Source organism: Rhizobium sp. P1_B8 (assembly GCF_056406515.1).
Map to the genome: position 1 here is coordinate 79,982 of NZ_JBFTZZ010000004.1, position 25,563 is coordinate 105,544.

The 25,563-nt window shown below is 61.6% G+C and carries 23 protein-coding genes, 2 tRNA genes, 1 pseudogene and 1 riboswitch; of the genes and pseudogenes, 17 read left to right on the plus strand and 9 right to left on the minus strand.

From position 1 onward, the window contains the following. The first annotated feature begins 132 nt into the window (after window positions 1–132). Window positions 133–633 (plus strand): ankyrin repeat domain-containing protein, encoded by a 501-nt coding sequence (locus AC1D2N_RS07245; protein WP_130651666.1) that lies wholly within the window; start codon window positions 133–135, stop codon window positions 631–633. Between the two features lie 112 nt (window positions 634–745). Here AC1D2N_RS07245 and AC1D2N_RS07250 read toward each other — a convergent pair whose 3' ends face one another. The 3 genes from AC1D2N_RS07250 to AC1D2N_RS07260 all read right to left on the minus strand — a co-directional run bounded on the left by AC1D2N_RS07250 (window position 746) and on the right by AC1D2N_RS07260 (window position 2,755). After that, window positions 746–1,351: a hypothetical protein gene (locus tag AC1D2N_RS07250; protein WP_130651667.1), complete on the minus strand. Its 606-nt coding sequence runs from the start codon at window positions 1,349–1,351 to the stop codon at window positions 746–748. 258 nt (window positions 1,352–1,609) lie between these two features. Further along, window positions 1,610–1,685: transfer RNA gene (locus AC1D2N_RS07255), tRNA-Thr, on the minus strand. 110 nt (window positions 1,686–1,795) lie between these two features. After that, window positions 1,796–2,755, minus strand: a complete 960-nt coding sequence (locus AC1D2N_RS07260; RefSeq protein WP_130651668.1) for an NAD(P)H-dependent flavin oxidoreductase — start codon at window positions 2,753–2,755, stop codon at window positions 1,796–1,798. Window positions 2,756–3,043: 288 nt separating this feature from the next. On the opposite strand from AC1D2N_RS07260, the gene AC1D2N_RS07265 reads away from it, so the two are divergent. Continuing rightward, window positions 3,044–4,231, plus strand: a complete 1,188-nt coding sequence (locus AC1D2N_RS07265) for a regulator (RefSeq protein ID WP_130651669.1) — start codon at window positions 3,044–3,046, stop codon at window positions 4,229–4,231. An 88-nt stretch (window positions 4,232–4,319) separates the two neighbouring features. Here AC1D2N_RS07265 and ppk2 read toward each other — a convergent pair whose 3' ends face one another. Next, on the minus strand, window positions 4,320–5,201 hold the full coding sequence (gene ppk2, locus AC1D2N_RS07270) for a polyphosphate kinase 2 (protein WP_026188606.1): 882 nt from the start codon (window positions 5,199–5,201) through the stop codon (window positions 4,320–4,322). A gap of 242 nt (window positions 5,202–5,443) precedes the next feature. On the opposite strand from ppk2, the gene phoR reads away from it, so the two are divergent. The 7 genes from phoR to phoB all read left to right on the plus strand — a co-directional run bounded on the left by phoR (window position 5,444) and on the right by phoB (window position 13,276). After that, on the plus strand, window positions 5,444–6,667 hold the full coding sequence (phoR, locus tag AC1D2N_RS07275) for a phosphate regulon sensor histidine kinase PhoR (RefSeq protein WP_130651670.1): 1,224 nt from the start codon (window positions 5,444–5,446) through the stop codon (window positions 6,665–6,667). 195 nt (window positions 6,668–6,862) lie between these two features. After that, window positions 6,863–7,897, plus strand: coding sequence for a substrate-binding domain-containing protein (locus AC1D2N_RS07280; RefSeq protein WP_018244642.1), 1,035 nt, complete (start codon window positions 6,863–6,865; stop codon window positions 7,895–7,897). A gap of 171 nt (window positions 7,898–8,068) precedes the next feature. Further along, a complete protein-coding gene (gene pstC / locus AC1D2N_RS07285) occupies window positions 8,069–9,550 on the plus strand; it encodes a phosphate ABC transporter permease subunit PstC (protein ID WP_026188607.1) in 1,482 nt (493 codons plus the stop codon). Next, a complete protein-coding gene (gene pstA / locus AC1D2N_RS07290; RefSeq protein WP_028731567.1) occupies window positions 9,547–10,869 on the plus strand; it encodes a phosphate ABC transporter permease PstA in 1,323 nt (440 codons plus the stop codon). The genes pstC and pstA overlap by 4 nt, the downstream gene beginning before the upstream one ends. Window positions 10,870–10,884: 15 nt before the next feature. Beyond that, complete coding sequence (gene pstB, locus AC1D2N_RS07295) at window positions 10,885–11,700, plus strand: phosphate ABC transporter ATP-binding protein PstB (RefSeq protein WP_130651671.1); 816 nt, start codon at window positions 10,885–10,887, stop codon at window positions 11,698–11,700. Window positions 11,701–11,744: 44 nt separating this feature from the next. Continuing rightward, window positions 11,745–12,458 carry a phosphate signaling complex protein PhoU gene (gene phoU / locus AC1D2N_RS07300; RefSeq protein WP_018244645.1) on the plus strand — a complete coding sequence of 238 codons (714 nt, stop codon included), beginning with the start codon at window positions 11,745–11,747 and terminating at the stop codon, window positions 12,456–12,458. 134 nt (window positions 12,459–12,592) lie between these two features. Further along, window positions 12,593–13,276, plus strand: coding sequence for a phosphate regulon transcriptional regulator PhoB (gene phoB, locus AC1D2N_RS07305; RefSeq protein WP_003545181.1), 684 nt, complete (start codon window positions 12,593–12,595; stop codon window positions 13,274–13,276). 256 nt (window positions 13,277–13,532) lie between these two features. Here phoB and AC1D2N_RS07310 read toward each other — a convergent pair whose 3' ends face one another. After that, entirely contained in the window at window positions 13,533–14,066 is a 534-nt protein-coding gene (locus AC1D2N_RS07310) for a GcrA family cell cycle regulator (RefSeq protein ID WP_018447648.1), read from the minus strand. Window positions 14,067–14,485: 419 nt separating this feature from the next. Here AC1D2N_RS07310 and AC1D2N_RS07315 point away from each other — a divergent pair, with 419 nt between their 5' ends. From AC1D2N_RS07315 to AC1D2N_RS07325, 3 genes and pseudogenes are all read left to right on the plus strand, one after another. Next, a complete protein-coding gene (locus AC1D2N_RS07315) occupies window positions 14,486–15,685 on the plus strand; it encodes an aspartate aminotransferase family protein (RefSeq protein WP_018447647.1) in 1,200 nt (399 codons plus the stop codon). Between the two features lie 40 nt (window positions 15,686–15,725). Continuing rightward, a complete protein-coding gene (gene argF, locus AC1D2N_RS07320; RefSeq protein ID WP_018447646.1) occupies window positions 15,726–16,640 on the plus strand; it encodes an ornithine carbamoyltransferase in 915 nt (304 codons plus the stop codon). A 28-nt stretch (window positions 16,641–16,668) separates the two neighbouring features. Continuing rightward, a pseudogene (locus AC1D2N_RS07325) lies at window positions 16,669–17,616 on the plus strand (Hsp33 family molecular chaperone); the annotation flags it as partial. A gap of 209 nt (window positions 17,617–17,825) precedes the next feature. On the opposite strand, the gene apaG reads toward AC1D2N_RS07325, so the two are convergent. Both apaG and AC1D2N_RS07335 read right to left on the minus strand, forming a co-directional pair. Further along, entirely contained in the window at window positions 17,826–18,218 is a 393-nt protein-coding gene (apaG, locus tag AC1D2N_RS07330; protein ID WP_003556205.1) for a Co2+/Mg2+ efflux protein ApaG, read from the minus strand. 243 nt (window positions 18,219–18,461) lie between these two features. After that, window positions 18,462–19,646, minus strand: a complete 1,185-nt coding sequence (locus AC1D2N_RS07335; RefSeq protein ID WP_130651672.1) for an O-succinylhomoserine sulfhydrylase — start codon at window positions 19,644–19,646, stop codon at window positions 18,462–18,464. 42 nt (window positions 19,647–19,688) lie between these two features. After that, a riboswitch (SAM riboswitch) is annotated at window positions 19,689–19,767 on the minus strand. Between the two features lie 73 nt (window positions 19,768–19,840). Between AC1D2N_RS07335 and AC1D2N_RS07340 the strand changes: the two genes are divergently transcribed. Both AC1D2N_RS07340 and AC1D2N_RS07345 read left to right on the plus strand, forming a co-directional pair. Further along, window positions 19,841–20,935, plus strand: a complete 1,095-nt coding sequence (locus AC1D2N_RS07340; protein WP_018244652.1) for a 2'-deoxycytidine 5'-triphosphate deaminase — start codon at window positions 19,841–19,843, stop codon at window positions 20,933–20,935. Between the two features lie 59 nt (window positions 20,936–20,994). Continuing rightward, window positions 20,995–21,068 (plus strand) — tRNA-Gly (locus AC1D2N_RS07345). A 26-nt stretch (window positions 21,069–21,094) separates the two neighbouring features. On the opposite strand, the gene AC1D2N_RS07350 is transcribed toward AC1D2N_RS07345, so the two are convergent. Next, window positions 21,095–21,373 (minus strand): hypothetical protein, encoded by a 279-nt coding sequence (locus tag AC1D2N_RS07350; RefSeq protein WP_028731565.1) that lies wholly within the window; start codon window positions 21,371–21,373, stop codon window positions 21,095–21,097. Between AC1D2N_RS07350 and AC1D2N_RS07355 the strand changes: the two genes are divergently transcribed. After that, window positions 21,372–21,524, plus strand: coding sequence for a hypothetical protein (locus AC1D2N_RS07355; protein ID WP_165403072.1), 153 nt, complete (start codon window positions 21,372–21,374; stop codon window positions 21,522–21,524). The two genes, AC1D2N_RS07350 and AC1D2N_RS07355, sit on opposite strands and share 2 nt — an antisense overlap. A gap of 270 nt (window positions 21,525–21,794) precedes the next feature. Beyond that, window positions 21,795–22,175: a VOC family protein gene (locus AC1D2N_RS07360; RefSeq protein ID WP_047617079.1), complete on the plus strand. Its 381-nt coding sequence runs from the start codon at window positions 21,795–21,797 to the stop codon at window positions 22,173–22,175. Between the two features lie 57 nt (window positions 22,176–22,232). Here AC1D2N_RS07360 and AC1D2N_RS07365 read toward each other — a convergent pair whose 3' ends face one another. Beyond that, on the minus strand, window positions 22,233–24,236 hold the full coding sequence (locus AC1D2N_RS07365) for a methyl-accepting chemotaxis protein (RefSeq protein WP_130651674.1): 2,004 nt from the start codon (window positions 24,234–24,236) through the stop codon (window positions 22,233–22,235). A 434-nt stretch (window positions 24,237–24,670) separates the two neighbouring features. Here AC1D2N_RS07365 and AC1D2N_RS07370 point away from each other — a divergent pair, with 434 nt between their 5' ends. Beyond that, window positions 24,671–25,546: a transporter substrate-binding domain-containing protein gene (locus tag AC1D2N_RS07370; RefSeq protein ID WP_065275818.1), complete on the plus strand. Its 876-nt coding sequence runs from the start codon at window positions 24,671–24,673 to the stop codon at window positions 25,544–25,546. The last annotated feature ends 17 nt before the right edge of the window (window positions 25,547–25,563 follow it).

The following is a 25,563-nucleotide window of genomic DNA, read 5'->3' on the forward strand; positions in this document are numbered from 1 at the left end:
TGGAAAACGTAGATGCCTTACTAGCTGATCTGCCGTCCAAGCATTGGCGAGGGCATCGAGAGAACGTAGTGTGTGCGAACAATGTCCCTCCAGACTGGAGGAGAGCGATGATAGAGAACTCAACGTACTCCCATGAACGATCAGTCAAAGATTGAGCATTTCATTGAGCGAATCGTGGCCGGCGCTTCACAAGCTCAGCTAGAAATCGAGTCCAAGGAACTCGACTTGAACAAAGTCGGCATACATAGTCGAACACCGCTCATGGTCTCGGCAGCTGAAGGTTTGCTTGCAGCGGTTGAGACGCTAGTGCGGAACGGTGCATCAGTACACGCGATTGGTCGTGGTGAAATGACGGCACTGCACGAGGCATCTGCGAATGGCGAAGCAGCCGTTGCAAACTACCTACTATCCCTTGGCGCGGACGTAAACGCCGAGACGGCCGATGGCGTGACCCCGCTGATGTGCGCGGCCGCCTGGGGAAGCACCGAAGTTGCAAAGCTATTGTTGGAGAACCATGCGGACCTGACAAAGACCGATCGCATTGGTGCAGCCGCCGCCGATATTGCACGCGAGAAGGGAGAGGACGATGCCGCGGACCTGATCAACTCATACTTGTCGCGGGGGAGTGCATAGTCTTCTGAAAGCACTCTTGCCGCAAAGGGACTTGAGATTGCCCCGGGCAAGTTCGACTACTTGTTTTGGTCGAGTCTCAACGAGGCGTCAGGAACTTGAGATGATCGCTTAACTATTCGGTTCGGAAATTTTGTCCTTGGCTTCGTAGCTCCTTCCATCGCCAAAAATCGGAGAGCTCGTTGCGGGCATTATTCAGCACTTCGCTTGGTGGGGGATGAAGAACATATCGACGCGCCGCAAGAATTTGATCGGACCGGCTCATATTCCCGAGCCCGGGGAATAAGGAGTGGGCCTCTTCGGAAAGGAATGACCCCGTCTTCTCCGGGTTCGTGGCGGCAAACCAGATGATGAAAGCGCCTACGATATCTGGAGCCCGCCGTGCGGCCATCGAATAGTCGATGCAGGCAGTTAGATTGACCCCATTGCAGTCCTCAAAGACTAAATCTTCCATCTCGGCCTCCGGGTCTCGATCAGCGTGCTTTGAGAAATTTCTCGCGACGTGGATCAGAGCGTTCAATTGGCCAATCTCCCAGCCCTGTTGCTCTGCCACATGCTGCTTTATTCTGGTGCAGCCGCTCTTCTTTAGAATCGCGTCGCATATTTCCGAGGCATTCGTCGCCAGCTGATAGACAGCGATCGGCTCGATGAAAAACCAATGAAGGTGGATTGCGGCAAGTAACTGTCTGCGGGCAGCGTCCAGCTTTGTGATTGTGGCCATTCTCCGTCCTTTAACTACCTTTGGCGCGTTAAGCGCGGAAGCCAAGGCTTCGAATATCCCCGTCGTGCGTCATCCCTTTGCCTTTTTGACCCGAGCGCCCAGCACAAGAATGATTGGGCTCGCTGACTATGATGCGAGAGGAGTCGAAGTCGCTCAAAATCTTTCGCCATCTCGCCTCAACTTCCTCAACCTCGCGAAGTCGTGAAAAGGCGCCCATCGAGTGTCAATAGGTGAACTAAAAGGGGGATTGAAAGAAAATGGTGCCGCTTGCAGGACTCGAACCTGCGACCCCATCATTACGAATGATGTGCTCTACCACCTGAGCTAAAGCGGCGTTTCACGGCCGAAGCATGCGGCCTGCGATTTGCATGGCGCTGATACAGCCATTGTCGGAAGATTTCAAGCGCCCTGTCATGGCTTTGGCAAAAAAGAGGGGAGGGCGCCTCAGAGTGCCAGCCGGGTGCGCGCCGCCCTGTATTCGGCCTCCAGCCGGTCGACGAGTTTGGCCACCGGCTCGACGGCCTTGATCGCGCTGATGCCCTGGCCGCTGCCCCATATGTCCTTCCAGGCCTTGGCGCCGCCGACAGCCTGTTCGAAATCCATCTTCGAGACATCGGCTAAGGGCAGATTGTCCGGGTCCATGCCGGCAGCGACGATCGAGGGCTTGAGGTAGTTGCCGTGCACGCCGGTGAAATAGTTGGAATAGACGATATCGCTAGCAGCGCCTTCGACGATCGCCTGCTTGTAGGCGTCCGCGGCGCGGGCTTCCTCGGTGGCGATGAAGGGCGAGCCGATATAGGCCATGTCGGCGCCCATCGCTTCTGCGGCAAGGATGGCGCCGCCGGTGGCGATCGCACCGGCCAGCAGCAGCGGCCCCTCGAACCATTCGCGGATTTCCTGGACGAGCGCGAACGGCGACAACGTGCCGGCATGGCCGCCGGCGCCGGCCGCGACCGCAATCAGCCCGTCAGCCCCCTTGCGGATGGCCGAATGGGCGTGGCGGTTGTTGATAATGTCGTGCAGCACGATGCCGCCATAGGAGTGCACCGCGGCATTGACCTCGGGCACGGCGCCGAGCGAGGAGATGACGATCGGCACCTTGTATTTGACGCAGAGCGACAGGTCGTGCTCCAGCCGCTTGTTCGACATATGCACGATCTGGTTGACGGCAAAGGGGGCGGCCGGCCGCTCCGGATGGGCGGCGTCGTGGCGGGCAAGCTCCTCGGTAATCTCCGCCAGCCACTCGTCGAGCTGGCTTTCCGGCCGGGCGTTCAGCGCCGGAAACGCCCCGACGATGCCGGCCTTGCATTGCGCCAGTGTCAGCGCCGGATGCGAGATGATGAACAGCGGCGAGCCGATGACCGGCAGTCTCAATCTGTCCTTGAGGATCGGGGGCAGGGCCATCGTTCACCACTTCCATTGACGTTTACGAAAACGTCAATCTCATAACAGAGATGAAAAGGCGATAAAAGAGCGGCTGCCATGCCTTCGTCGATTTCAGCCCGAATATATACGTCCGAGAAAGCTAATAGAATAAGGCCCGCAAGCGGTGAAACCTGCCGATTATCCCCGCCGATCAACGGCGGCCCGCCCTCGCAAGGCTTGCGGTTTGCCGCACTTGACGCTACCGAATTTTGATGGAGAACGGCGGGGATTGCAGTCCGATGCCGAATTCAAGGTGAAGGACTGAATGTGAGCGGATTAGAAACGGCCATCAGAACTGCGCTCGAGAATTCCGATCGCGATAATCCGGAGGTTCGAGCGAGGATCTATCAGTCCGCCCGCCAGGCGCTGGAAGCCGGGCTGCGCAAACAGGATATCACCGACACCGAGGTCGTCGCCCATCACCGCCACCGCCTGGAAAGCACCATCCACGCCATCGAGGGCGAGGAGCGCGACCGTCTTCACCCCCGCCAGAGGCCGCCTGAGGTGCCGGTGCCGCCGGTGGTGGAAATGCCGGCGCCGCCGGCTCACCAAGCCGAAGTCGATCAGTTCGACGGTCCCATGGTCTCAGGCGAGACCCGTGCGCCCGACGTGGCCCCGAACCGCGGCGACGAGTCCAGCCTCGACGACGTGCATGCCGGGAGTGCCGATCATCTGGCTGCCGCCCCTGTCGGCGAGGAACGCCTTGCCCGCGGTCAGCGCGCCACCAATATGGATTTCCGCCCGGAGCGGGCGGCAGGCCGCCGCAAGCCGCGAAAATTCTTTTCGAGATTGCTCGTCTGGTGCGTCCTGCTGGCCTTCATCGGCATCGGCGCCTGGTGGGCGCATACGTCGGGCCTGCTGATGACGGCGGCCGAGCGCGACACCAGTGTTGCCAACCCGCCGGCAAGCACCCAGCCGGAGGATTTCACCGGCAATGACGATGGCGCCGGCAATGCCGCCTCCCACACCGATCAGCCGGTAACCATCGATCCGCAGAACAGCTTCTCGGCCGATTGGATCCCGCTGTTCAAGCCTGAAGACGCCGACAAGATCCAAAGCGGCCCGCGGGCGCGCACTGAAAAAATCGCCGAGAATGACGGCCCTGCCGTGCGGTTGATTTCCGAGAGCGGTACGGCCGATGGCAACATCTCGATCAGCGTACCCCCCTCGGTGCTGCAGCAGCTTGCCGGCAAATCCTCGACGATCGCGCTGACACTGCAATCCACCACCGACGAGCCGACCCAGATCACCGTCGAGTGCAATTTCCAGACGCTCGGCAATTGCGCCCGCCATCGCTTCAACGTCACCCGGGAAAAATCGGATGCGCTGCTGCAGGTGAAGTTCGACCGCTCGCTGGCGCCGAATTCGCCGGGCACGCTGACGATCAATAGCGATCTCGACGGCAAGGCGCGCGGCATCAACCTCTTCGCCATCCGCATTCTGCCGGGGCAATGATCTCAGCCCCGGCGGAGCCGGTGGCTCAGTCCCGGCGGAGCCGGTGACCCCCGTCCCAATGCAATCGGTGGCCTTATTTCAGAAAGTGCTATTTCAGAAAACCTGGGCCTGAGCCGATGATCTCCGCATCGACCGTTCCCAGCGCCTTTTTGTCCTTGCCGTCATAATCCATCTTGTTCAGCATGTGGCGGATGAGTTCGAGGCGCGCCCGCCGCTTGTCATTGGCGCGGATCACCGTCCACGGCGCAAAATCCGTATGGGTTTCCTTCAGCATCCGGTTGCGCTTGTCGCTGTAATCGCTCCATTTTGTCAGCGCCGCGATGTCCATCGACGACAGTTTCCAGACTTTCAGCGGATCGTGCCGGCGGTCGTGGAAGCGCTTCAGCTGCATCTCGCGGCCGATATCGAGATAGAATTTGAAGAAGAAGATGCCCTCATGGGCGATGATCTTTTCGAGCTGCGGCGTCTGCTTGAGGAAGTCTTCATATTGCTGCGGCGTGCAGAAACCCATGACCGGCTCGACGCCGGCGCGGTTGTACCAGGAGCGATCGAACAGCACGAATTCGCCAGCCGTTGGAAACTGCGCGACATAACGCTGGAAATACCATTGCCCCTGCTCGCGCTCGGTCGGCTTGGTCAGCGCCACGACGCGCGCAAGGCGAGGGTTCATATGCGCAGAGGAGGCGGAGATCGCGCCGCCCTTGCCGGCAGCGTCCCGTCCCTCAAACAGCGCCATCACCCGCTTGCCGGTCGCCTGCAGCCAGAACTGCACCTTGACGAGTTCGATCTGCAGCTTTTCCAGCTCCTCCAGATAGTCCTCTTCCTTGAGCTTCTTCTTGTAGGGAAAATCGCCGGATTCCAGCGCGTGCTCGTCCACCCAGTCCGGCAGAATGGGATCGTCGACATCAAAGGTGCGTTTCTTTCCGCGGATCTCCAGCTCCACGGCCCTGTTTTCGACGTCCTCGTCCATATGCTCCTCCTCGGCCTGATCGTTTCTCTCGTGCAGGCGAACATAGTTACCGTTGAAAATCAAATCTTTCGCGGCCGGCCGGTCATTTTTCTTAAGCTTCGGCTGCGGCCTTTCCCATCTCAGAGGGCCAGCCGAAAACTTCTGTCATGAATTGCCGCTATCAGGCAGAGTTCAATATAAAGAAAAACGAATCGACGCCGCGAGGGCACTTGCCAGACGACACTCCATGGAGAAAAAGCCTGTTGGCGCGCATAAGGCGCGAGCGGCCGGTGCTGCTTGCGGCGATCCTCAGCGCGCTCGCCGCGCTTGCCGCCGGCATGAACAAGTGGGTGGTGCTTGTCCTGCTGCTTGTGATGATCCTCGCCGCGCTTTTCAACGAGGCGCCCGTCATCGCGACCGAACCCGCCCCGCCGGTGGAGATCAAGCCGGAGGCGCCGCCAAGCCGCCTGCCGGAGGTTTCCGCCACGCTCTCCGGCCTCGATTTTCCTGTCATGCTGCTGTCGGACGATGCCTCGGTGCTCTTCCAGAACCGCGCTGCCGAAAAGGCCTTCGGCGAGGTGGCGCTCGGCGCCCATATATCGGCCCGCCTGCGCTCGCCGGGTGTGCTCGACATGGTGCGCGAAACCATCGCCACCAACGCGCCGAACCAGATCGAGCATTCCGAGCGGCTGCCCTCCGAGCGCGTCTATATCGTGCGCAGCGCGCCCATTGAATTCGCGGCCGATGACGGCCCGCATGAGCGCTATTTCATCCTCTCCTTCCGTGATATTTCAGAGGTCCGCCGCATCGACCGCATGCGCTCGGATTTCGTCGCCAATGCCAGCCACGAGCTGCGCACGCCGCTTGCCTCGCTGCGCGGCTTCATCGAGACCATCCAGGGGCCGGCAAAGAACGATCTGAAGGCGCAGGCGCGTTTCCTCAATATCATGCTCGATCAGGCGACGCGCATGAGCAGGCTGGTCGACGACCTTTTGTCGCTCTCTCGCCTGGAGCTGAAATCGCACATCGCGCCGGATGAGAAGATCGACCTGGTGCCGTTGCTCGGCCATGTCAGGGATTCACTGGTGCCGCTTGCAAAGGATGTCGGCGTCGACATCAACCTGCATCTGCCCGACGGCAAGGTCGAGGTGCTGGGAGACCGCGACGAGCTTGTCCAGGTGTTCGAAAACCTGATGGAAAATGCCTGCAAATACGGCCAGGAGGGCGAGGTCGTCGATGTCTGGCTGAAGAACGGCACCGGCCAGCCGGTCGAGGTCAGCATCGTCGACAAGGGCCCCGGCATTCCCGCCGAGCATGTGCCGCGCCTGACCGAGCGCTTCTATCGCGTCAGCATCGAGGACAGCCGCTCGAAGAAGGGCACCGGCCTCGGCCTTGCCATCGTCAAGCACATCCTCACCCGCCACCGGGCGCGGCTGATCGTCAAGTCGGAAGTCGGCAAGGGTACCGATTTTACCGTCCGTTTCTGACAGATATGTCGCGTAACTTTTAAGCCAAAAATTTTTTCGTTATAAATCAAAAGCTTAACCTGTCACAAATGTTTCACGCCTTTGACATAAAAGGACGGTGCTTAAAGCGCTAAGAGAGTCTCGCCGATGAAAAAAGGCACTGCGAGGGCCTCTCTAAAGGCCGCACTCACACAAGCCCAATGCCGGGAGATTTACATGAACACCTTCAAGCTCACCGTTGCCGCGCTCGCTGCAACCGCCGCTTTCGCTGGCGCTGCCGTCGCCCGCGACCAGATTCAGGTTGCTGGTTCGTCCACCGTCCTGCCTTATGCAAAGATCGTTGCCGAGTCCTTCGGCGAAACCTTCACCAACTTCAAGACGCCGGTCGTTGAATCCGGCGGCACGGGCGCTGGTCTGAAGGAATTCTGCAAGGGCGTTGGCGAAGACACCATCGACATTGCGAACGCTTCGCGTCCGATCAACAAGAACGAAGCCGAAGCCTGCAAGGCTGCCGGCGTAACCGACATCCAGGAAGTCAAGATCGGCTACGACGGCATCGTCTTCGCAACCGACGCTTCCAACCCTGACGTCGCCTACGTTCCTGCCGACATCTACAAGGCCCTCGCAGCCCAGGTCGTCGTCGACGGCAAGCTCGTCGCCAACCCTTACAAGAAGTGGTCGGAAGTCAACCCGAAGCTTCCGGCTGTTGATATCGCTGCCTACATCCCGGGCGAAAAGCACGGCACCCGCGAAGTCTTCGAACAGAACGTTCTCGCCGCCGGCTGCAAGGCCTCTGGTGCAACCGACGTCATCGCCAAGGAAATCGCCGACAAGGCTGCCCAGGGCAAGGCCTGCGTCGCAGTCCGCAAGGACGGCGCTGCCGTTGACATCGACGGCGACTATCCGGAAACCCTCGCACGCATCGCCGCCAACAAGACCGGCGTCGGCGTATTCGGCCTTTCCTTCTACGAAAACAACGCCGACAAGCTCAAGGTTGCGAGCATGAGCGGTATCGTTCCGTCCACGGAAACGATCGCTAACGGCACCTACCCGGTTTCCCGCCCGCTGTTCTTCTACGTCAAGAAGGCACATCTCGGCGCCGTTCCGGGTCTGAAAGAATACGTCAACTTCTTCGTATCCGACCAGATGATCGGCCCCGACAGCCCGCTCGTCGAATACGGCCTCGTTGCCGCTCCGGATGCCGAACGCGACGCGATCCGCAAGGACGTCGAAGCCGGCAAGTCCATGTAATGACTTTGCCGGCGCGGCGCCTTTCAGCCCGCGCCGGCATTGCCTTATGTCCCTGCGCGCCGGCGGTTCTGGAGCTGCAGGGTTGGAATTCCTTCTCCATGATTGGAAGCTGAAGGCAGGCTGATGAAGCCGCCGGGCTTTTTGGGGGCTATGGGCCTGGGGACGTAACGAATGAGCACATCCATCATACTTTTGTGCCTTGTGGTGATCGGAGCCGCCGCCTATCTGGTCGCGCGCAGCCGGGCCACGGCGCTTGCCGGAGGCCGATCCTCCGCATTGCATTCACGGCCGGCCTATTATGGCGCCTATGCCGCGATCTGGGCGGTTCTTCCTGCCCTCATCGTCCTCTGCCTCTGGCTTTCCATCAGCCCCGGCATCATCCAGTCCTCGGTTCGCGGCGCTGTCCCCGACGACATCAAGGCTCAAGCCTCGGTCGAGCAGGATCTTGGTTATTCGATGGTGGCGACGGTCGCCCGCGGCCTGACGATGCTGACCGCGGATGAAGCTGCGGCGGTCTCCAGCGATCCCGCAGCCCTGCAGGCCAAGCTCCTCGAAAAGGGCGTGCCGCTTGCTGGCCAGCCGCTGCCTTACATGCTCGACGCCGCCAAAAAGCTCAACACCATGAGCATGACGAGCCGCATCGCCATGACGGCTGTTGTCTTCGCTCTCGCCATTGCCGGCGCCTTCTATGCGCTGCGCTCCATCGCTCCGCGCTTCCGCGCCCGCAACCGGGTCGAGCGCGTCATGCTCTGGGGCCTGCTGCTCGCCTCCTCGATCGCCATTCTGACGACGATCGGCATCGTGCTCTCCATGCTGTCGGAAGCTGCGCGCTTCTTTGCGGCCGTTCCCGCCATGGACTTCTTCTTCGGCACCGTCTGGGATCCGCGCTTTGCCGGCGCCGGCAGCTCGTCCTTCGGCCAGTTCGGCCTCATCCCGTTGCTGCTCGGCACGATCTATATCGGCCTGGTGGCGATGCTGGTCGCCGTGCCGGTCGGCCTCTTCGCCGCCATCTACATGGCCGAATACGCTTCGCCGAAAGTGCGCGGCGTCGCCAAGCCGCTCCTCGAAGTGCTCGCCGGGATTCCGACGATCGTCTACGGCTTCTTCGCGCTCGTCACCGTCGGCCCGTTCCTGCGCGATTTCTCCGCCCAAATCAGCGGTCTTCTCAGCGGCAACTATAGCAACTTCATCCAGGCGCAGAGCGTTCTGACCGCCGGCATCGTCATGGGCATCATGCTGATCCCCTACGTCTCCTCGCTGTCGGACGACATCATCACCGCCGTGCCGCGTGCCCTGCGTGACGGTTCGCTCGGTCTTGGGGCCACACGCTCGGAAACCATCAAGAAAGTGGTTCTCCCCGCCGCTCTTCCCGGCATCGTCGGCGCATTGCTGATGACGGCTTCGCGCGCCATCGGCGAAACCATGATCGTCGTGCTGGCCGCCGGTGTCGCCGCCCGCATCCAGATCAACCCCTTCGAGCCAATGACGACGGTGACCGTCAAGATCGTCAACCAGCTGACCGGTGACCTTGAGTTCACCTCGCCGCAGACGCTGGTTGCCTTTGCCCTTGGCATCACGCTGTTCTGCATCACGCTTTGCCTCAATATCTATGCGCTCTACATCGTGCGCAAATACCGGGAGCAGTACGAATGACGGATATTGTTTCTCCCACATCAGGCGTCACCGTTTCCAAGGCGCCAGTGCGCCGCGATATCGGCATCAAGCGCCGCTACGCCGCCGAGCGCCGGTTCCAGGCCTATGGCATCGCCGCCATCACCTTCGGTCTCGTCTTCCTCTTCATCCTGCTGTGGACGGTGATCGGCAAAGGCTACACCGCCTTCCAGCAGACGGCGATTACCCTGCCGATCGAATTCTCCGAGAAGACGATCGACCCGAACAATAAGCGTGCGACCGACCCTTCGGTGCTGATCGCCGCCAACTACCCGGTTCTCCTGCGCGACGCGATCGTCAAGCAGCTGAACGTCAATGCCTCGAGCCGTCCCGATGTGCGCGATGCATCCGCGATGCTCTCCAAGGGTGCGCCGGTCCAGCTGCGCGACATGGTCGTCGCCGATCCGTCGATCATCGGCAAGACGGTCAATGTCACGGTGCTCGCCGACGCCAATGTCGACAGCGCCAACAAGGGCCAGATCGATCTGTCGGTCGATGAGAAGAACCGCAAGGTCAACGACAAGCAGGTTGCCTGGATGAACGAGCTGAAGGCGAGCGGCGCTCTCCACAAGCAGTTCAACACCGGCCTCTTCGTCAATGGCAATTCCAGCCGTCCGGAGGCCGCAGGCCTTGGCGTCGCCCTGATCGGCTCGCTCTACCTGATGCTGATCGTGCTCGTGCTCGCTCTGCCGATCGGCGTCGCCGCCTCGATCTATCTCGAGGAGTTCGCGCCGAAGAACAAGCTGACGGACCTGATCGAGGTCAACATCAACAACCTCGCCGCGGTCCCTTCAATCGTCTACGGCCTGCTCGGTCTTTCCGTCTTCATCAACTTCATCGGCCTGCCGCGCTCGGCTTCGCTGGTCGGTGGCCTGGTGCTGACGCTGATGACCCTCCCGACGATCATCATCGCGACGCGTGCGGCGCTGCGCGCCGTGCCGCCGTCGATCCGTGCCGCAGCGCTCGGCCTCGGGGCGTCGAAGATGCAGATGGTGTTTCACCATGTTCTGCCGCTCGCCATGCCCGGCATCCTCACCGGCACGATCATCGGCCTGGCGCATGCGCTCGGCGAAACCGCGCCGCTGCTCTTGATCGGCATGGTCGCCTTCGTCGCCAACGCGCCGACGACACCGCTCGATCCCTCGACGGCTCTGCCCGTGCAGGTCTATATGTGGGCCAACGAGGCCGAACGTGCCTTCGTTGAGCGTACTTCGGGTGCCATCATCGTCCTGCTCCTGTTCCTGATCGTCATGAACATGGGCGCCATCCTCTTGCGTCGTCGCTTCGAGCGCCGCTGGTAAACGGAGTTAAACATCATGAACATGTTGACGGAAGCTGCAGTTGAAAAGGCGCTGGATCACAAGATGAGCAACGGCCCGTATAAGATGATCGGAAAGGATGTCTCGGTTTACTACGGCGAAAAGCGCGCGCTTTTCGATGTGAACCTGAACATCCGCGAAAACACCGTAACCGCCCTGATCGGCCCGTCTGGCTGCGGCAAGTCGACCTTCCTGCGCTGCCTCAACCGCATGAACGACACGATCGACGGCTGCCGCGTCACCGGCAAGATCACGCTTGATACCGACGATATCTATGATCCCGATATCGACGTCGTCGAACTTCGCGCCCGCGTCGGCATGGTCTTCCAGAAGCCGAACCCGTTCCCGAAGACGATCTATGAAAACGTCTCCTACGGCCCGCGCATCCATGGCCTTGCCATGTCGAAGGCCGATCTCGACCAGATCGTCGAGACCAGCCTGCAGCGCGCCGGTCTCTGGAACGAAGTCAAGGACCGCGTGCACGAATCCGGCACCGGCCTGTCGGGCGGTCAGCAGCAGCGCCTCTGCATTGCCCGTGCCGTCGCCGTCAGCCCTGAAGTCATCCTGATGGACGAGCCCTGCTCGGCGCTCGACCCGATCGCCACCGCCAAGGTCGAGGAGCTGATCCACGAGCTGCGCGAGAACTACACGATCGTCATCGTCACCCACTCCATGCAGCAGGCCGCGCGCGTCTCGCAGCGCACCGCCATGTTCCACCTCGGCAATCTCGTCGAGGAGAACGACACCGACAAGATGTTCACCAATCCCGACGATCCGCGCACCCAGGACTACATCATGGGTCGCTTCGGCTGATCTTGGCGACACCAAGCCTTCCCGTTATTCGAGGATAAAGCCCCATGGCATCGACACATATTTTTTCTGCCTATGATGATGATTTGAAGTTCCTGTCCAGGCGGATTTCCGAAATGGGCGGCCTGGCCGAGCAGATGGTCAGCGAAGCCGTGCGCGCTCTCGTCAACGGCGATACCGCGCTGGCGCAGAAGGTCATCTCCGACGACGTGATCCTCGATCACGCCGAACGCGAAATCGGCGACAAGGCGATCGTCACCATCGCCCGCCGTCAGCCGATGGCTTCGGACCTGCGCGAAATCATGGGTTCGATCCGCATCGCCGCCGATCTCGAACGTGTCGGCGACCTCGGCAAGAACACCGCCAAGCGCGTCATCGCCGTCCAAAGCACCGGCGTTCCCCGCAAGCTCGCTCGCGGCCTCGAGCATCTGTCCGAGCTGGCGCTCGTTCAGCTCAAGGAAGTGCTCGACGTCTACACCAATCGTTCCGCCGACAAGGCGAATGCGATCCGCGAACGGGACAATGAGATCGACGCGATGTACACCTCGCTGTTCCGCGAGCTCCTGACCTACATGATGGAAGATCCGCGCAACATCACCAGCTGCACACATCTTCTCTTCTGCGCCAAGAACATCGAGCGCATCGGCGACCACGCCACCAACATCGCCGAGACGATCTATTACATGACGACAGGCGCGCAGCCGGAAGGCGACCGTCCGAAGGACGACAGCGCCAACACCGTCGGCGCGGTCACGGAATAACCGCCCACACCCCGCCACCTGCGTGCGCGCCCGTCCGGGCGCGCAAGAGGTCGCAGCCAATTTCTGAATTTGCGCAGGATGCATTGCTTAAATCACCCCCGGTTTAAGGATCATGCGCGAGGAGACCGACACGCATGATCCCGAGAGTTGCAGTTGTTGAAGACGAGGAAGCCCTCAGCGTGCTTCTTCGCTACAATCTCGAAGCGGAAGGCTTCGAGGTCGATACCATCCTTCGTGGCGACGAAGCCGAAATGCGGCTTCAGGAGCGCACGCCCGATCTTCTCATCCTCGATTGGATGCTGCCTGGCGTCTCCGGCATCGAGCTCTGCCGGCGCCTGCGCATGCGGCCGGAAACCGAGCGCCTGCCGATCATTATGCTGACGGCGCGCGGCGAAGAGAGCGAGCGTGTTCGCGGATTGTCGACGGGCGCCGACGATTATGTCGTCAAGCCCTTCTCGACCCCCGAGCTCGTTGCCCGCGTCAAGGCGATGCTGCGGCGCGCCCGCCCCGAGGTGCTGTCGACGGTGCTGAAATGCGGTGACATCGAGCTCGACCGCGAGACCCATCGCGTCCATCGCAAGACCCGCGAAGTCCGCCTCGGCCCCACCGAATTCCGCCTGCTGGAATTCCTGATGTCGTCGCCGGGCCGGGTCTTCTCCCGCTCGCAGCTTCTGGACGGCGTCTGGGGCCACGATATCTATGTCGACGAGCGCACCGTCGACGTCCATGTCGGCCGCCTGCGCAAGGCGCTGAATTTTTCCAACATGCAGGACGTCATCCGCACCGTCCGCGGCGCCGGCTATTCGATGGAAGCCTGAGGGCTTTGTCCCGCTGCTGTCCGGTTTGCGCTGATGGCTGCCCCTCACCCCAACCCTCTCCCCGTAAAAAACGGGGAGAGGGGACGTGCCACACGAGCGCGCGCTGGGAACGGAGAGGGCGCCGCATGCCCCTTCGCCCCGTTCACGGGGAGAAGGTGGCGGCAGCCGGATGAGGGGCAGCCATTGGCACGAACCAAAATTGCATAAAAAAACGGGCCACTTGGCCCGTTATTTATGTCTGACGATAATAGCCCGCTCAGCTGGCCCGCGCGGCCGCCCGGCGGCGTTCGTTGACCGGCTGGTAGGCAAGCTTCTGGTGGTAGCTGCAATAGGGCGAATTGTCGGGGGATTCGCAGCCGCAGAAATGGAAGTCATCCTTCAGCGGATCGCCGACCGGCCACTTGCAGGTGCGTTCGGTCAGTTCCGTCAGGCCGAGGCGTCGGGAAATCGGCACGACCACGTTGCCTCTCGGCACGTATTCCATTTCCTCGATCGTTTCGATCTCGATCTCTTCCTTCAGCATGGTCGCGCCCTGCTGGCGGGTAACGGTGCGCGTGGCGACCCGTGAGGCATAGTTCGGTGCGCGCGGCGCCGATGTATTGCGCTTCGGCGTTCGTGCGGCGGTGTTGGTGCCGCCGGCCTTGGCACGGCCTGGAAGGCTCAGCCGGTGCACTTTGCCGATGACCGCATTTCTGCTGACTCCGCCAAGCTGCGCAGCGATCTGGCTGGCGCTCAGTCCTTCGGCCCAAAGTTTCTTGAGTTTCTCGACCCGCTCGTCTGTCCAGTTCATGCCCTGTCTCCACCTTTTGCGTTGGTGATGGCAGAATCCCTCACCGTTGTCCCGGGAGCTCCGAAACAAGAAACGCTTGATCAATTTTGGTGACTAGTTCCGCCGCATGCAGTCTAGTAATTGATCTTTAACCTAGTGTGAGGCTGACTCCGTGACAAGAGTCGCATGAATCCGGATGAATCGAATTCGTAGTTTTCCCCAACTTGCTGCCTCTGCGTGGCATTTCTGCAATAATGCCTGTTGAAGACTGAAAATGCCGCTGTACACCCTTGCTGCATACGCTAAGGGCGCAGTTTTGTTGACATTGCAGCGCGAAAAGGAAATAGTGCCCCTCGCCGCCGCAAGGCGGCATTTTTGATTTTTCGGGCCTGGTTTCCTTAGCCGGAGTCATTGCCCGGCAACTTGATGGAGATCGCGCCATGGCTGAAGCCGCGCCGCTTTATGACACCTATTCTCGTGCCCCGCTGCGGTTCGAGCGAGGCGAGGGCGTGTGGCTGATCACCGAAAGCGGCGAGCGATATCTCGATTTCGGCGCTGGCGTTGCCGTTACGTCAGTCGGCCACAGCAATCCGCATGTCGTGGGCGCACTGAAGGAGCAGGCCGACAAGGTCTGGCACCTGTCGAACATCTATGAGATCCCCGGTCAGGAACGTCTGGCAAAACGGCTGACGGACGCCACCTTCGCCGACAAGGTGTTCTTCACCAATTCGGGTGCCGAGGCGCTCGAATGCGCGATCAAGACGGCGCGCCGCTATCAGTTTTCCAAGGGCCATCCCGAGCGCTTCCATATCATCACCTTCGAAGGCGCCTTCCACGGACGGACGCTGGCGACGATCGCTGCCGGCGGCCAAGAGAAATATCTCGAAGGCTTCGGCCCCAAGGCGCCGGGTTTCGATCAGGTGGCTTTCGGCGACATCGAAGCGGTCCGCGCCGCGATCACCGATGCCACGGCTGGAATTCTCATCGAGCCGGTGCAGGGCGAGGGCGGTGTCCGTCCTGCCACCACCGAGTTCATGAAGGCGCTCCGCCAGCTCTGCGACGACAACGGCCTGCTGTTGATCCTCGACGAGGTCCAGACCGGCGTCGGCCGCACCGGCAAGCTCTTCGCCCATGAATGGGCGGGCGTGACCCCCGACATCATGGCTGTCGCCAAGGGCATCGGCGGCGGTTTCCCGCTCGGCGCCTGCCTTGCCACATCAGAGGCCGCCTCCGGCATGAAGGCCGGCACGCATGGCTCGACCTATGGCGGCAATCCGCTCGCCATGGCCGTCGGCAGCGCCGTGCTCGACATCATCCTTGCCGATGGCTTCCTCCAGCATGTGCGCGACGTCGCACTGGTCTTCCGCCAGGGCCTCGCCTCACTGAAGGATCGTTATCCCGATGTGATCGAAGATATCAGAGGCGAGGGGCTGTTGCTCGGCGTCAAGGCTGCCGTTCCCTCAGCCGAACTGCTGCAGGCGATCCGCGCCGCCCATCTGCTCGGCGTGCCCGCCGGCGACAATGTCATCCGCCTTCTTCCGCCCCTCGTGGTCACCGCCGAGGAAGCCCGCGAGGGCCTTGCCCGCATCGAGCGCGCCGCCGAGAGCATTCGCGCCTCCAAGGTCAAGAAGACGGCTTGACGAGATTGCCGCCTTCGGGCGCAGCACAGGTAAGAAGACTATGGCTCCTAAACATTTCCTCGATCTTTCGGCGGTCACATCAGCCGATCTCAGAACCATCATGAACGATGCGCTCGCCCGCAAGCAGGCCTTCAAGGCCGGCAAGGGCGACAAGCCGCTCGCCGGCAAGATGCTGGCGATGATCTTCGAGAAGCCGTCGACGCGCACCCGCGTCTCCTTCGACGTCGGCATGCGCCAGCTCGGCGGCGAAACGCTGTTCCTGTCCGGCACCGAGATGCAGCTCGGCCGCGCCGAGACGATCGGCGACACCGCCAAGGTGCTGTCGCGCTATGTCGATGCGATCATGATCCGCACCACCGAACATTCGCGGCTGGTCGAGCTTGCCGAGCATGCGACCGTGCCTGTGATCAATGCGCTGACGGATGACACCCATCCTTGCCAGATCATGGCCGACATCATGACCTTCGAAGAGCACCGCGGCCCGATCAAGGGCAAGACCATCGCCTGGACCGGCGACGGCAACAATGTGCTGCATTCGCTGGTCGAGGGGGCCGCGCGTTTCGGCTACCGCATGAACATGGCCGTACCCCTTGGCTCCGAGCCCAAGGATCACTATCTGAACTGGGCCCGCAATGAGGGCGCCGAAATCATGCTCTGCCATGATGCCGACCGTGCGGTCGCCGGCGTCGATTGCGTGGTGACCGATACCTGGGTCTCCATGAATCAGGAACATCGGGCCCGGGGTCACAATGTCTTCCAGCCTTATCAGGTCAATGCGGCCTTGATGGCCAAAGCCGGCAATGATGCATTGTTCATGCATTGCCTGCCCGCCCATCGCGGTGAGGAAGTGACGGACGAAGTGATCGACGGTCCGCAATCCGTGGTCTTCGATGAGGCGGAAAACCGTCTTCATGCGCAGAAGTCGATTCTTGCTTGGTGCCTGGGCGCGATCTGAACCATAATCGGACGTCGCGAGTCACAGACATGACCATGTCGTCCCCTTCCAGGTGGAGGGGCTGGATGTGCGCGGTCGCGCCGTCCAGCTCGGCCCGATGCTCGATGCGATCCTCGAGCGTCATCATTATCCCGCACCTGTTGCCCGGCTGCTTGCCGAAGTCGTCGTGCTGACGGTGCTGCTCGGCACCTCGCTGAAGTTCGACGGCAAGTTCACGGTGCAGACCAAGGGCGATGGCCCGGTCGATCTCCTCGTCGCCGATTTCTCGACGCCGGAAAATGTCCGCGCCTATGCCCGTTTCGATCAGGCGCTGCTCAACAAGGCGATCGAGTCTGGTGAAACCGAGCCGGAGCAACTGCTTGGCAAGGGCGTGCTCGCCTTCACCATCGACCAGGGCAAGTTCAGCCAGCCTTACCAGGGCATCGTCGCGCTCGACGGCACTACGCTCGAAGAAATTGCCGGCGTCTATTTCCGCCAGTCGGAGCAGATCCCGACGCGCGTCCGCCTTGCCGCCGCTGAACTCTTCGATCGTGACGATGCCGGCAAGCCGCGCCATCGCTGGCGGGCAGGCGGCCTCGTCGCCCAGTTCCTGCCGGAAGCGCCGGAGCGCATGCGCCAGCCGGATCTCCACGGCGGCGACGGCGACACTGGCAACCGCCCGCATGGCGAGGACGATGCCTGGGTCGAAGCCCGTTCGCTGGTCGAGACCATCGACGCCGATGAACTCACCGACCCGCTTGTCGGCACCGAACGGCTGCTGTTTCGCCTGTTCCACGAGCGCGGCGTGCGCGTCTATGAACCGCGCGCCGTCTTTGATCGCTGCAGCTGCTCGCGCGACAAGATCAAGGGTGTGCTGAAAGGCTTTTCGGCCGAGGAGATCGAGGCCAGCCAGGAAAACGGCGAAATCGCCGTCACCTGCGAATTCTGCTCGACCACCTACCGCTTCGAGCCGGCCGAGCTTCAGCCGGCTGAATAGGCTCCGTTCGCATTAATGGCTGCCCCTCACCCTAACCCTCTCCCCGTAAACGGGGCGAGGGGACGTGCCCCGCAAGAGCTGGGTGAGGAACGGAGAGGTCGCGGCATGGTCCCTTCGCCCCGTTTACGGGGAGAAGGTGGCGGCAGCCGGATGAGGGGCCAGTGTCGGCGATCTCTTGGGCAGAGGTGTACGGCCTATGGCGTCACACGTCAGTTGAGCACGCGCAGCAGCCCCGGGGAATCCAGCGAGAAGGCGGGGATGTCGACATCGAACATCTCGCCTTCATCCGTTTCCATCTGGTAATGGCCGAACATCAGCCCTGAGGGCGTGTCGAGCGGGCAGCCGGAGGAATATTCGTAGGTGTCGCCGGGGCTGAGCCGCGGCTGCTCGCCGACGACGCCGGGACCGGTGACCTCGTCCACCTGTCCGTTCTGGTCGGTGATGTTCCAGTAACGGTTGACCAGCCGAACGGCGATGCCGGAATTGTTGCTGATGACAATCCGGTAACCCCAGACATAACGATCGTCGTCCGGATCGGATTGCTCCTCCAGATAGAACGGTTCGACTACAACTTCGATGTCTCTTGTGAGGGCGCGATACATGCCTTGCACCTTAGTCAAGATATGTTACCCGTATCTTATAAGAGGCCCTGTCCGTCAAGAAACGGAACAATTATCATCGCTGAAACGGCTGTGATCCGAAGGGTTTTCGATCGTTAAGCCTAATTGTCAGTGTGAATTCCGGTTCGGAACGCCGCGGCGGGCAAACTTGTTCCCCCGGCCTCACCTTGGTGAGATCCGGCACGGCCGAACCCCAAATGAGGTCCGGCCGCCTTTATCCCTAGGTCAGGCCGAAACCTTGGCAAGCGCCCGTGCGAAATCCTCGATCAGGTCGTCGGTATCCTCGATGCCGGCCGAAAGGCGGACCGTACCAGGCGAGATGCCGAGTTCGGCGCGCGCCTCTTCCGTCAGGTTCTTGTGCGTCGTCGTCGCCGGATGGGTGATCAGGCTCTTGCTGTCGCCGAGATTGTTGGAGATTTTGACGATCTCAAGCGCGTTCTGCAGCGCGAAGGCCGCATCCTTGCCGCCCTTCAGCTCGAAGGCGACCAGCGTCGAGCCGCCGGTCATCTGCTTGGCGATGATATCGGCCTGCGGATGGTCCTTGCGGCCGGGATAGATCACCTTGGCGATCTTGCCTTGCTCGGCCAGGAAATCGGCGATCTTCGCCGCATTCTCGGTCTGCTGGCGCACGCGCAGCGGCAGCGTCTCGATGCCCTTCAGCAAAGTCCAGGCGTTGAACGGCGACATCGCCGGGCCGGTATGGCGGAAATAGTCGTGCAGGTTCTCGTCGATCCATTCCTTGTCGGAAAGGACAACGCCGCCGAGGCAGCGGCCCTGGCCGTCAATATGCTTGGTGGCGGAATAGGCGACGATATGGGCGCCGAGCTCCAAGGGCTTCTGGAAGAGCGGTGTCGCAAAGACGTTGTCGACGACGACCTTGGCGCCGATCTGGTTGGCGAGCTTGGCGACGCCTGCGATATCGATCACTTCGAGCGTCGGGTTGGTCGGGCTTTCCAGGAAGAACACCTTGGTCTTCGCCGTGATCGCCTTTTCCCAGTTCGCAAGATCCCGGCCGTCGATCAGCGTGCAATCGATGCCGTATTTCGGCGCCAGCGTCTCGACGACCCAGCGGCAGGAGCCGAAGAGGGCACGTGCAGCGACGATATGATCGCCGGCCTTCAGCTGGCAAAGGATCGCCGCGGTGACGGCGGCCATGCCGGAAGCGGTGGCGCGGGCGTCTTCGGCGCCTTCGAGCATGCACATGCGCTTTTCGAACATGTCATTGGTCGGGCTGCCGTAGCGGGCGTAAATGAAGCCCTCCGTCTCGCCCTTGAAGCGGGCTTCGGCTGCCTCCGACGTCTCGTAGACGAACCCTTGCGTGAGATAGATTGCCTCGGACGTCTCGCCATATTGCGAACGCAGCGTGCCGCCGTGGACGAGTTGGGTTGCCGGGCGCCAGGTCTTGCTCATGCCATCACCTTCACATAACAAAAAAACCGGTCGCAAAAGCAGACCGGTTTCAACCCGGTCTTTTTAGCCACTTGTTTAACGTGGCTGCAAGCCGACCGGCCAAATCACCACGGGATAATTCTGCAATACTGCTGTTAGCTGCTTGCGTCAATTCCCCGAGTTTGGTTTTGTCGGCGGCAAATGATGGATGAGGCATGATGGCTCGTGAAACGGGAATTCTGGCGGATCGCGCGATCTCCGCGCTGTTCGAAACGGAGCGTCTGATCTCCGAACGGGAGCTGGACCGTGACCAGATCCAGCCGGCAAGTCTCGACCTGCGCTTGGGCGCCAAGGCGTTTCGCGTGCGCGCCAGCTTCATGCCCGGCCCCTCGCATCTGGTGTCCGACAAGCTCGACCGGCTGAGCCTGCATGTGATCGATCTCTCCGAGGGGGCGGTGCTCGAAACCGGCTGCGTCTATATCGTGCCGCTGATGGAGAGCCTGGCGCTGCCGGCCGACATGTCGGCCTCGGCCAATCCGAAGAGCTCGACCGGGCGCCTCGATATCTTCACCCGCGTCATCACCGATTACGCCCAGGAGTTCGACAAGATTCCATCAGGCTATGCCGGCCCGCTCTATCTCGAAATCAGCCCACGCACCTTCCCGATCGTCGTGCGCCGCGGCTCGCGCCTGTCGCAGATCCGTTTTCGCGTCGGCCAGGCTCTGCTCGGCGAGCCGGAACTGTTGAAGCTGCATGAAAGCGAGACGCTGGTCGCCAGCAAGCTGCCGAATGTATCAGGCGGCGGCATCGCGCTGTCGATCGACCTCGCCGGAGACAAGGAAGGCCTGATCGGCTATCGCGGCAAACATCACACCGCTGTCGTCGATGTCGACAAGAAGGCCCAGCACGACATCTATGATTTCTGGGAACCGCTCTATAGCCGCGGCCGCAACGAGCTGATCCTCGATCCCGACGAGTTCTATATCCTCGTCTCGCGCGAGGCCGTGCACGTGCCGCCGGATTATGCAGCCGAGATGACCCCCTTCGATCCGCTGGTCGGCGAATTCCGCGTGCATTATGCCGGCTTCTTCGACCCTGGCTTCGGCCATGCTCCGGCCGGCGGCCGCGGCAGCCGCGCCGTGCTCGAAGTGCGCAGCCACGAGGTGCCCTTCATCCTCGAAGACGGCCAGATCGTCGGCCGCCTCGTCTACGAGCACATGCAGGAAAAGCCCGCAAGCCTCTATGGCTCGGGCCTCGGCTCCAACTATCAGGCCCAGGGCCTCAAGCTCTCGAAGCACTTCCGCATCTGAGCCTTCCCGGCGGCCGCGACTTGACAGCGGCCCCCATCTGTTGGAAATCTCGCATCAACGCGGGTGTAGCTCAATGGTAGAGCAGCAGCTTCCCAAGCTGAATACGAGGGTTCGATTCCCTTCACCCGCTCCAGCTCCCGCAAACTATACCTGATGCGCCTAATCCCCGAAAAACCGGATCGGCTTGTACCGACGATGCGCGATGATCAGGCTTCTGTCGGGCTGGATGATGTAGGTTTCCTCCACCTGCTGGCCGTACTGGTCGATGAAATCATGCGGAAAGGCGGAACCAACCGGTGATTTGGTGAGCTTGGTACGGGGCTGGCCACTATAGGTGATGCTTCCCGGTATGGGTTCGAGGCCGGGGCCGCCATAGGTGACGGTGCTGCATCCGGCGAGAACGAGCGTGCCGATGAGGCCGATGATTGCAGGTTTCATGTCCATCCCTCCCAATGCCGTGAATGGCATCACTCTACGCCTTGCCGGAGAGGAGCTGACGACACGAAAGCCCATGCCGCTCTTCAATCCTTTGGGAAGCATCGCCGGGGACGTCGTGATCGAGCGGCCGGACTCCACCTCCACCTCTTGATATTAGGGTGATAATCCCGTTCCTCCAGATGCGCCGACGCATCCATTGCCGAAACCGGTGCCGTCTGCTAGATCGGCATCGTCGAAAAAGGCAGGATCGGTTGAGGTAAGCCCGGTCCCTTCCGCTGGAGCGTTAAGCGCTCCGGCGAAGCTCTGCTCCGTGCCATGGCACGAGAACCCGCGACGTGATCCGCATGAAGATGCGGGATCCCGGCGGCGTGCGGAGACGGCAAAAAGGCAGTCCTGGGATTTTTTTCGAACGGAGACTGTCATGCGCCTGAACCATCTCGATTTCCACGTTCCCGATATTGCTGCCACGGCGGATTTCTTGATCCGTCATTTCGGCCTGAGACTTAAGGATATGCGCGGTCAGAACGGCCTCGCGATCCTGGAAGACGATGCCGGCCTCGAAATTGTCCTCAGCCACGCCATCGCCAAGTTCGGCACCGCCGATCAGGTGGAGATCGGGCGCCAGACCTATCACATCGGCTTCATCCTGCCCGAAAGGGCGGATGTCGATGCGGTCCATGCCGGGCTTGCGGCTGCCGGTGCTGATCTGTCCGGCCCGCCGGTCGCCATGCGCGGCGGCTGGCTATTTTATTGCACGGCGCCCGGAAACATCCTGGTCGAGATCGGCTGGCGACAGGGTTAGGTCCCCAAATAGCAAGGGCGGCCGCAGCCGCCCTTGCCAATGCCTGTTTTGACCGGCTCAGAATTCCGTCCAGTCGGGATCCTGGCTCGGCGACGTGCTGCCGCCGGCGCCGAAGGCGTTGGCGATTTTCTGGCCGAGCGCGCGGGCCGGCGAGGCGGCAGGGCGGGCGGTGCCTTCCCTAGCGACGCGGATCGGGGCTGCCCTGGCTGCCGGGCGGGCGGCAGCGCGCGGTGCGGCGGTGTGGGCCGGCGCGATCGGCGCACTAGTGGTGAAGCCGCCGGTGCCGGTCAGCCTGAATTGGCCGAGCAGATTGTTGAGCGCTGCCGCTTCCGTTGCGAGGTTGTGGCTGGCGGCGGTGGATTCCTCGACCATCGCCGCATTCTGCTGCGTGCCCTGGTCCATGGAATTGACGGCGGTGTTGATCTCCTGCAGGCCGATCGACTGTTCGCGGGAGGCCTCGGCGATCGCGTGGACGTGCTGGTTGATCTCCTGCACCTCGGCGACGATCGCGTCGAGCGCCTTGCCGGTTTCGCCGACCAGCGAGACGCCGGTCTGCACATGTGTGCCGGAGGTGCTGATCAGCGCCTTGATCTCCTTGGCCGCCTTGGCCGAGCGCTGGGCGAGCTCGCGCACTTCCTGGGCGACGACGGCAAAACCCTTGCCGGCTTCACCGGCACGCGCCGCTTCGACACCGGCGTTGAGCGCCAGCAGGTTGGTCTGGAAGGCGATGTCGTCGATGACGCCGATGATGTTGGAGATTTCTCCCGAGGACTTCTCGATCTGCTGCATGGCGGAGACCGCCTTGCGGACGATCTCGCCCGATTTCTCGGCGCCGAGGCGGGTGCGGGCGACGAGCTGGCTCGCTTCCTCGGTCCGCTTGGCGGCGTCGCGCACCGTCGTCGTGATCTCCTCCAGCGCCGCTGCCGTTTCTTCGACGGAGGCAGATTGCTGTTCCGTCCGCTGCGAAAGCTGGTCTGCGGAAGAGCGGATTTCATTGGCGCCGGCGCCGATCGCCCGGGCATTGGCGCCGACCGTATGCAGGGTTTCGTTGAGCTTCTCGACCGAGTTGTTGAAATCCGCACGCAGCGCATCGAGATGCGCGACGAAGGGTTCGTCGATATGCGAGGCGAGATCGCCGGCGGCAAGGCGGCGCAGGCCGTCGCCGAGTGCGGTGACGGCGCGTTCCAGTTCGGATGCTTCGCGGACTTTCTGCGCTTCGCGTTCGCGGCGCTCGCTGTCGCTGACGTTGCGGTCGGCTTCGGCGCGCGCCTCGATTTGGGCCCGCTCGATCGCATTGTCACGGAAGACCAAAACGGCCTTTGCCATCTGGCCGACTTCGTCGCCGCGGTCGAGGCCGCTGACATCGCTTGCTGTGTCACCCTCGGCAAGCCGCGTCATGCGCTGGCGCAGCTGTGCCATCGGGCCGGCGATGCCTATCTGGGCGACGAAAACGCTGAAGCCGACGGCGGCGAGAACCGCGATGCCGATCAGCACGAAACAGAAGACCATCCGCCCGTTGACGGAAGCCGAGAGCGCGTCGCCGCCATCGTTGAGCATCGCCATCATCGCATCATTGTTGGCGATCATCTTCGGCGTCAGCGCATTGAGCTTGGCATTGATCAGGGCAACATTCGAAAGCGCGCCGGCGCTGTCCTTGGCTTTGCTCTGTTCGGTGATCTTGTTCGCCAGCGTTTCGATCTCATCGATTCCGGCCTGGATTTCATCGATCGCTGGCTTGCGGCTGGGCACCAGCGCCAGCGCCTGCTTCATGCGGTCACGCGCCTGCGGCAGCTTGCTCGGTGTGGCGAGCGCCGTCTGGAATGCCGGCGTATCGGGCTTCATGTCGGCAAGCAGGGTGACCTGCAACACTGAGGCCACCGCCGATGCGCTGGCGCGCGCGCTCAGCATCGAGGCCTGCGCCTCATGATCGATGAAGGCGCTATAGGCCGCGTCCGCACGGCGGAACTCGGAGATGACATAGATCAGCCCGGCCATGGTGATCAGCCCGAGCAGCGCCACGACCGATATGATTTTTGTGCGGATTTTCAGATGTTTCAGCATGGAAATGTCACCCGATTGACGGGGCGTGTCGCGCGCCCGGTGCTTTTGAAATCAATTGTTGCAGAAAAACGCTGCTTCAATATTGCGGTTTAGGGATTACGTTTGGGCTGACGCTTGCATCATGCGATCGGCTGGCGGGGTCCGATGTCGTCGCGACAAATAAAGGCGATATTCTTTAATTCCGCGCTAACAGAGGGCCGCGGATGACTGTGATTTTTAGGGGCTGAATTGTCGTCTCGGGTGCGTTGCCACGGCTGTCGGTCCACGCCGATGTCTGCCCACAGCCTAACCCTCTCCGCGTAAAAAACGGGGCGAGGGGACGTGCCCTCAGCACGATCCGGCTCACCTCCACGCATATTCCCCACCACGCATGACTCTGATACATCTCGCCGACGCCGCAATGCTTCGCGCTCAACCCAGAGACCAAGATCACGATGATGCAATCCAAGCTAGCATCCCTGACTCTGAAGGGTTTTCTCGCGTTCGGCCTGTTTCTCGGCGTGCTTCTTTCGAATTTGGCCGCATCCGCCCAGCAGGCGTCCCCCTCGCTGCCGCTGCTCTTCGATGCACGCGAACGTCTTGCCAGGCCCGATCTCTCCTCGCTGGTGCGCTTGCGCTTCCTGACGTCGGTCGATTTCCCGCCCTTCAATTTCACCGATCAGAACGGCAAGCTCTCCGGCTTCAATGTCGACCTCGCCCGCGAAATCTGCAGCGAGCTGGAGATTTCAGACAAGTGCCAGATCCAGGCACTCCCCTTCGCCGACCTCAGGGATGCGCTCGCCGCCTCGCAGGGCGATGCCGTCATCGCCGGTTTTGCCGTGACCCCGGAGTTGCGCCGGCAATTCGTCTTTTCCAGACCTTACCTGATGCTGCCGGCGCGCTTCGTGCGCAATCTCGCCGTGCCGCTCGACGGAAAGACCGCTGCCGCCCTGTCGAAACATCCGGTCGGTGTGGTCAGAGGGACGGTGCACGAGGCAATGCTGGCAGCCTTCTTCCCGGCGATCAAGGCCGAGCCATTTGACACAAAGGACGCCCTGCTGGCGGCGCTCAAGGATCGCAAGGTCGATGCCGCCTTTGCCGATGCGCTGCAGCTTTCCTTCTGGGTCTCTTCGCCGGCCTCGGCAAAATGCTGCGCGCTGTTCGACGGTCCCTATCTCTCCGAGCAATTTCTCGGCGAGGGCATGACAATCATGCTGCGGCAGAAGGACAGTGTGCTGACATCCGCCATCGACCACGCGCTCGCCACGCTGTCGCGCAACGGCCGCCTCCAGGAAATCTATCTGCGCTACTTTCCCTACGGGCTCTATTGAAGCCGCTAAAAGACGCG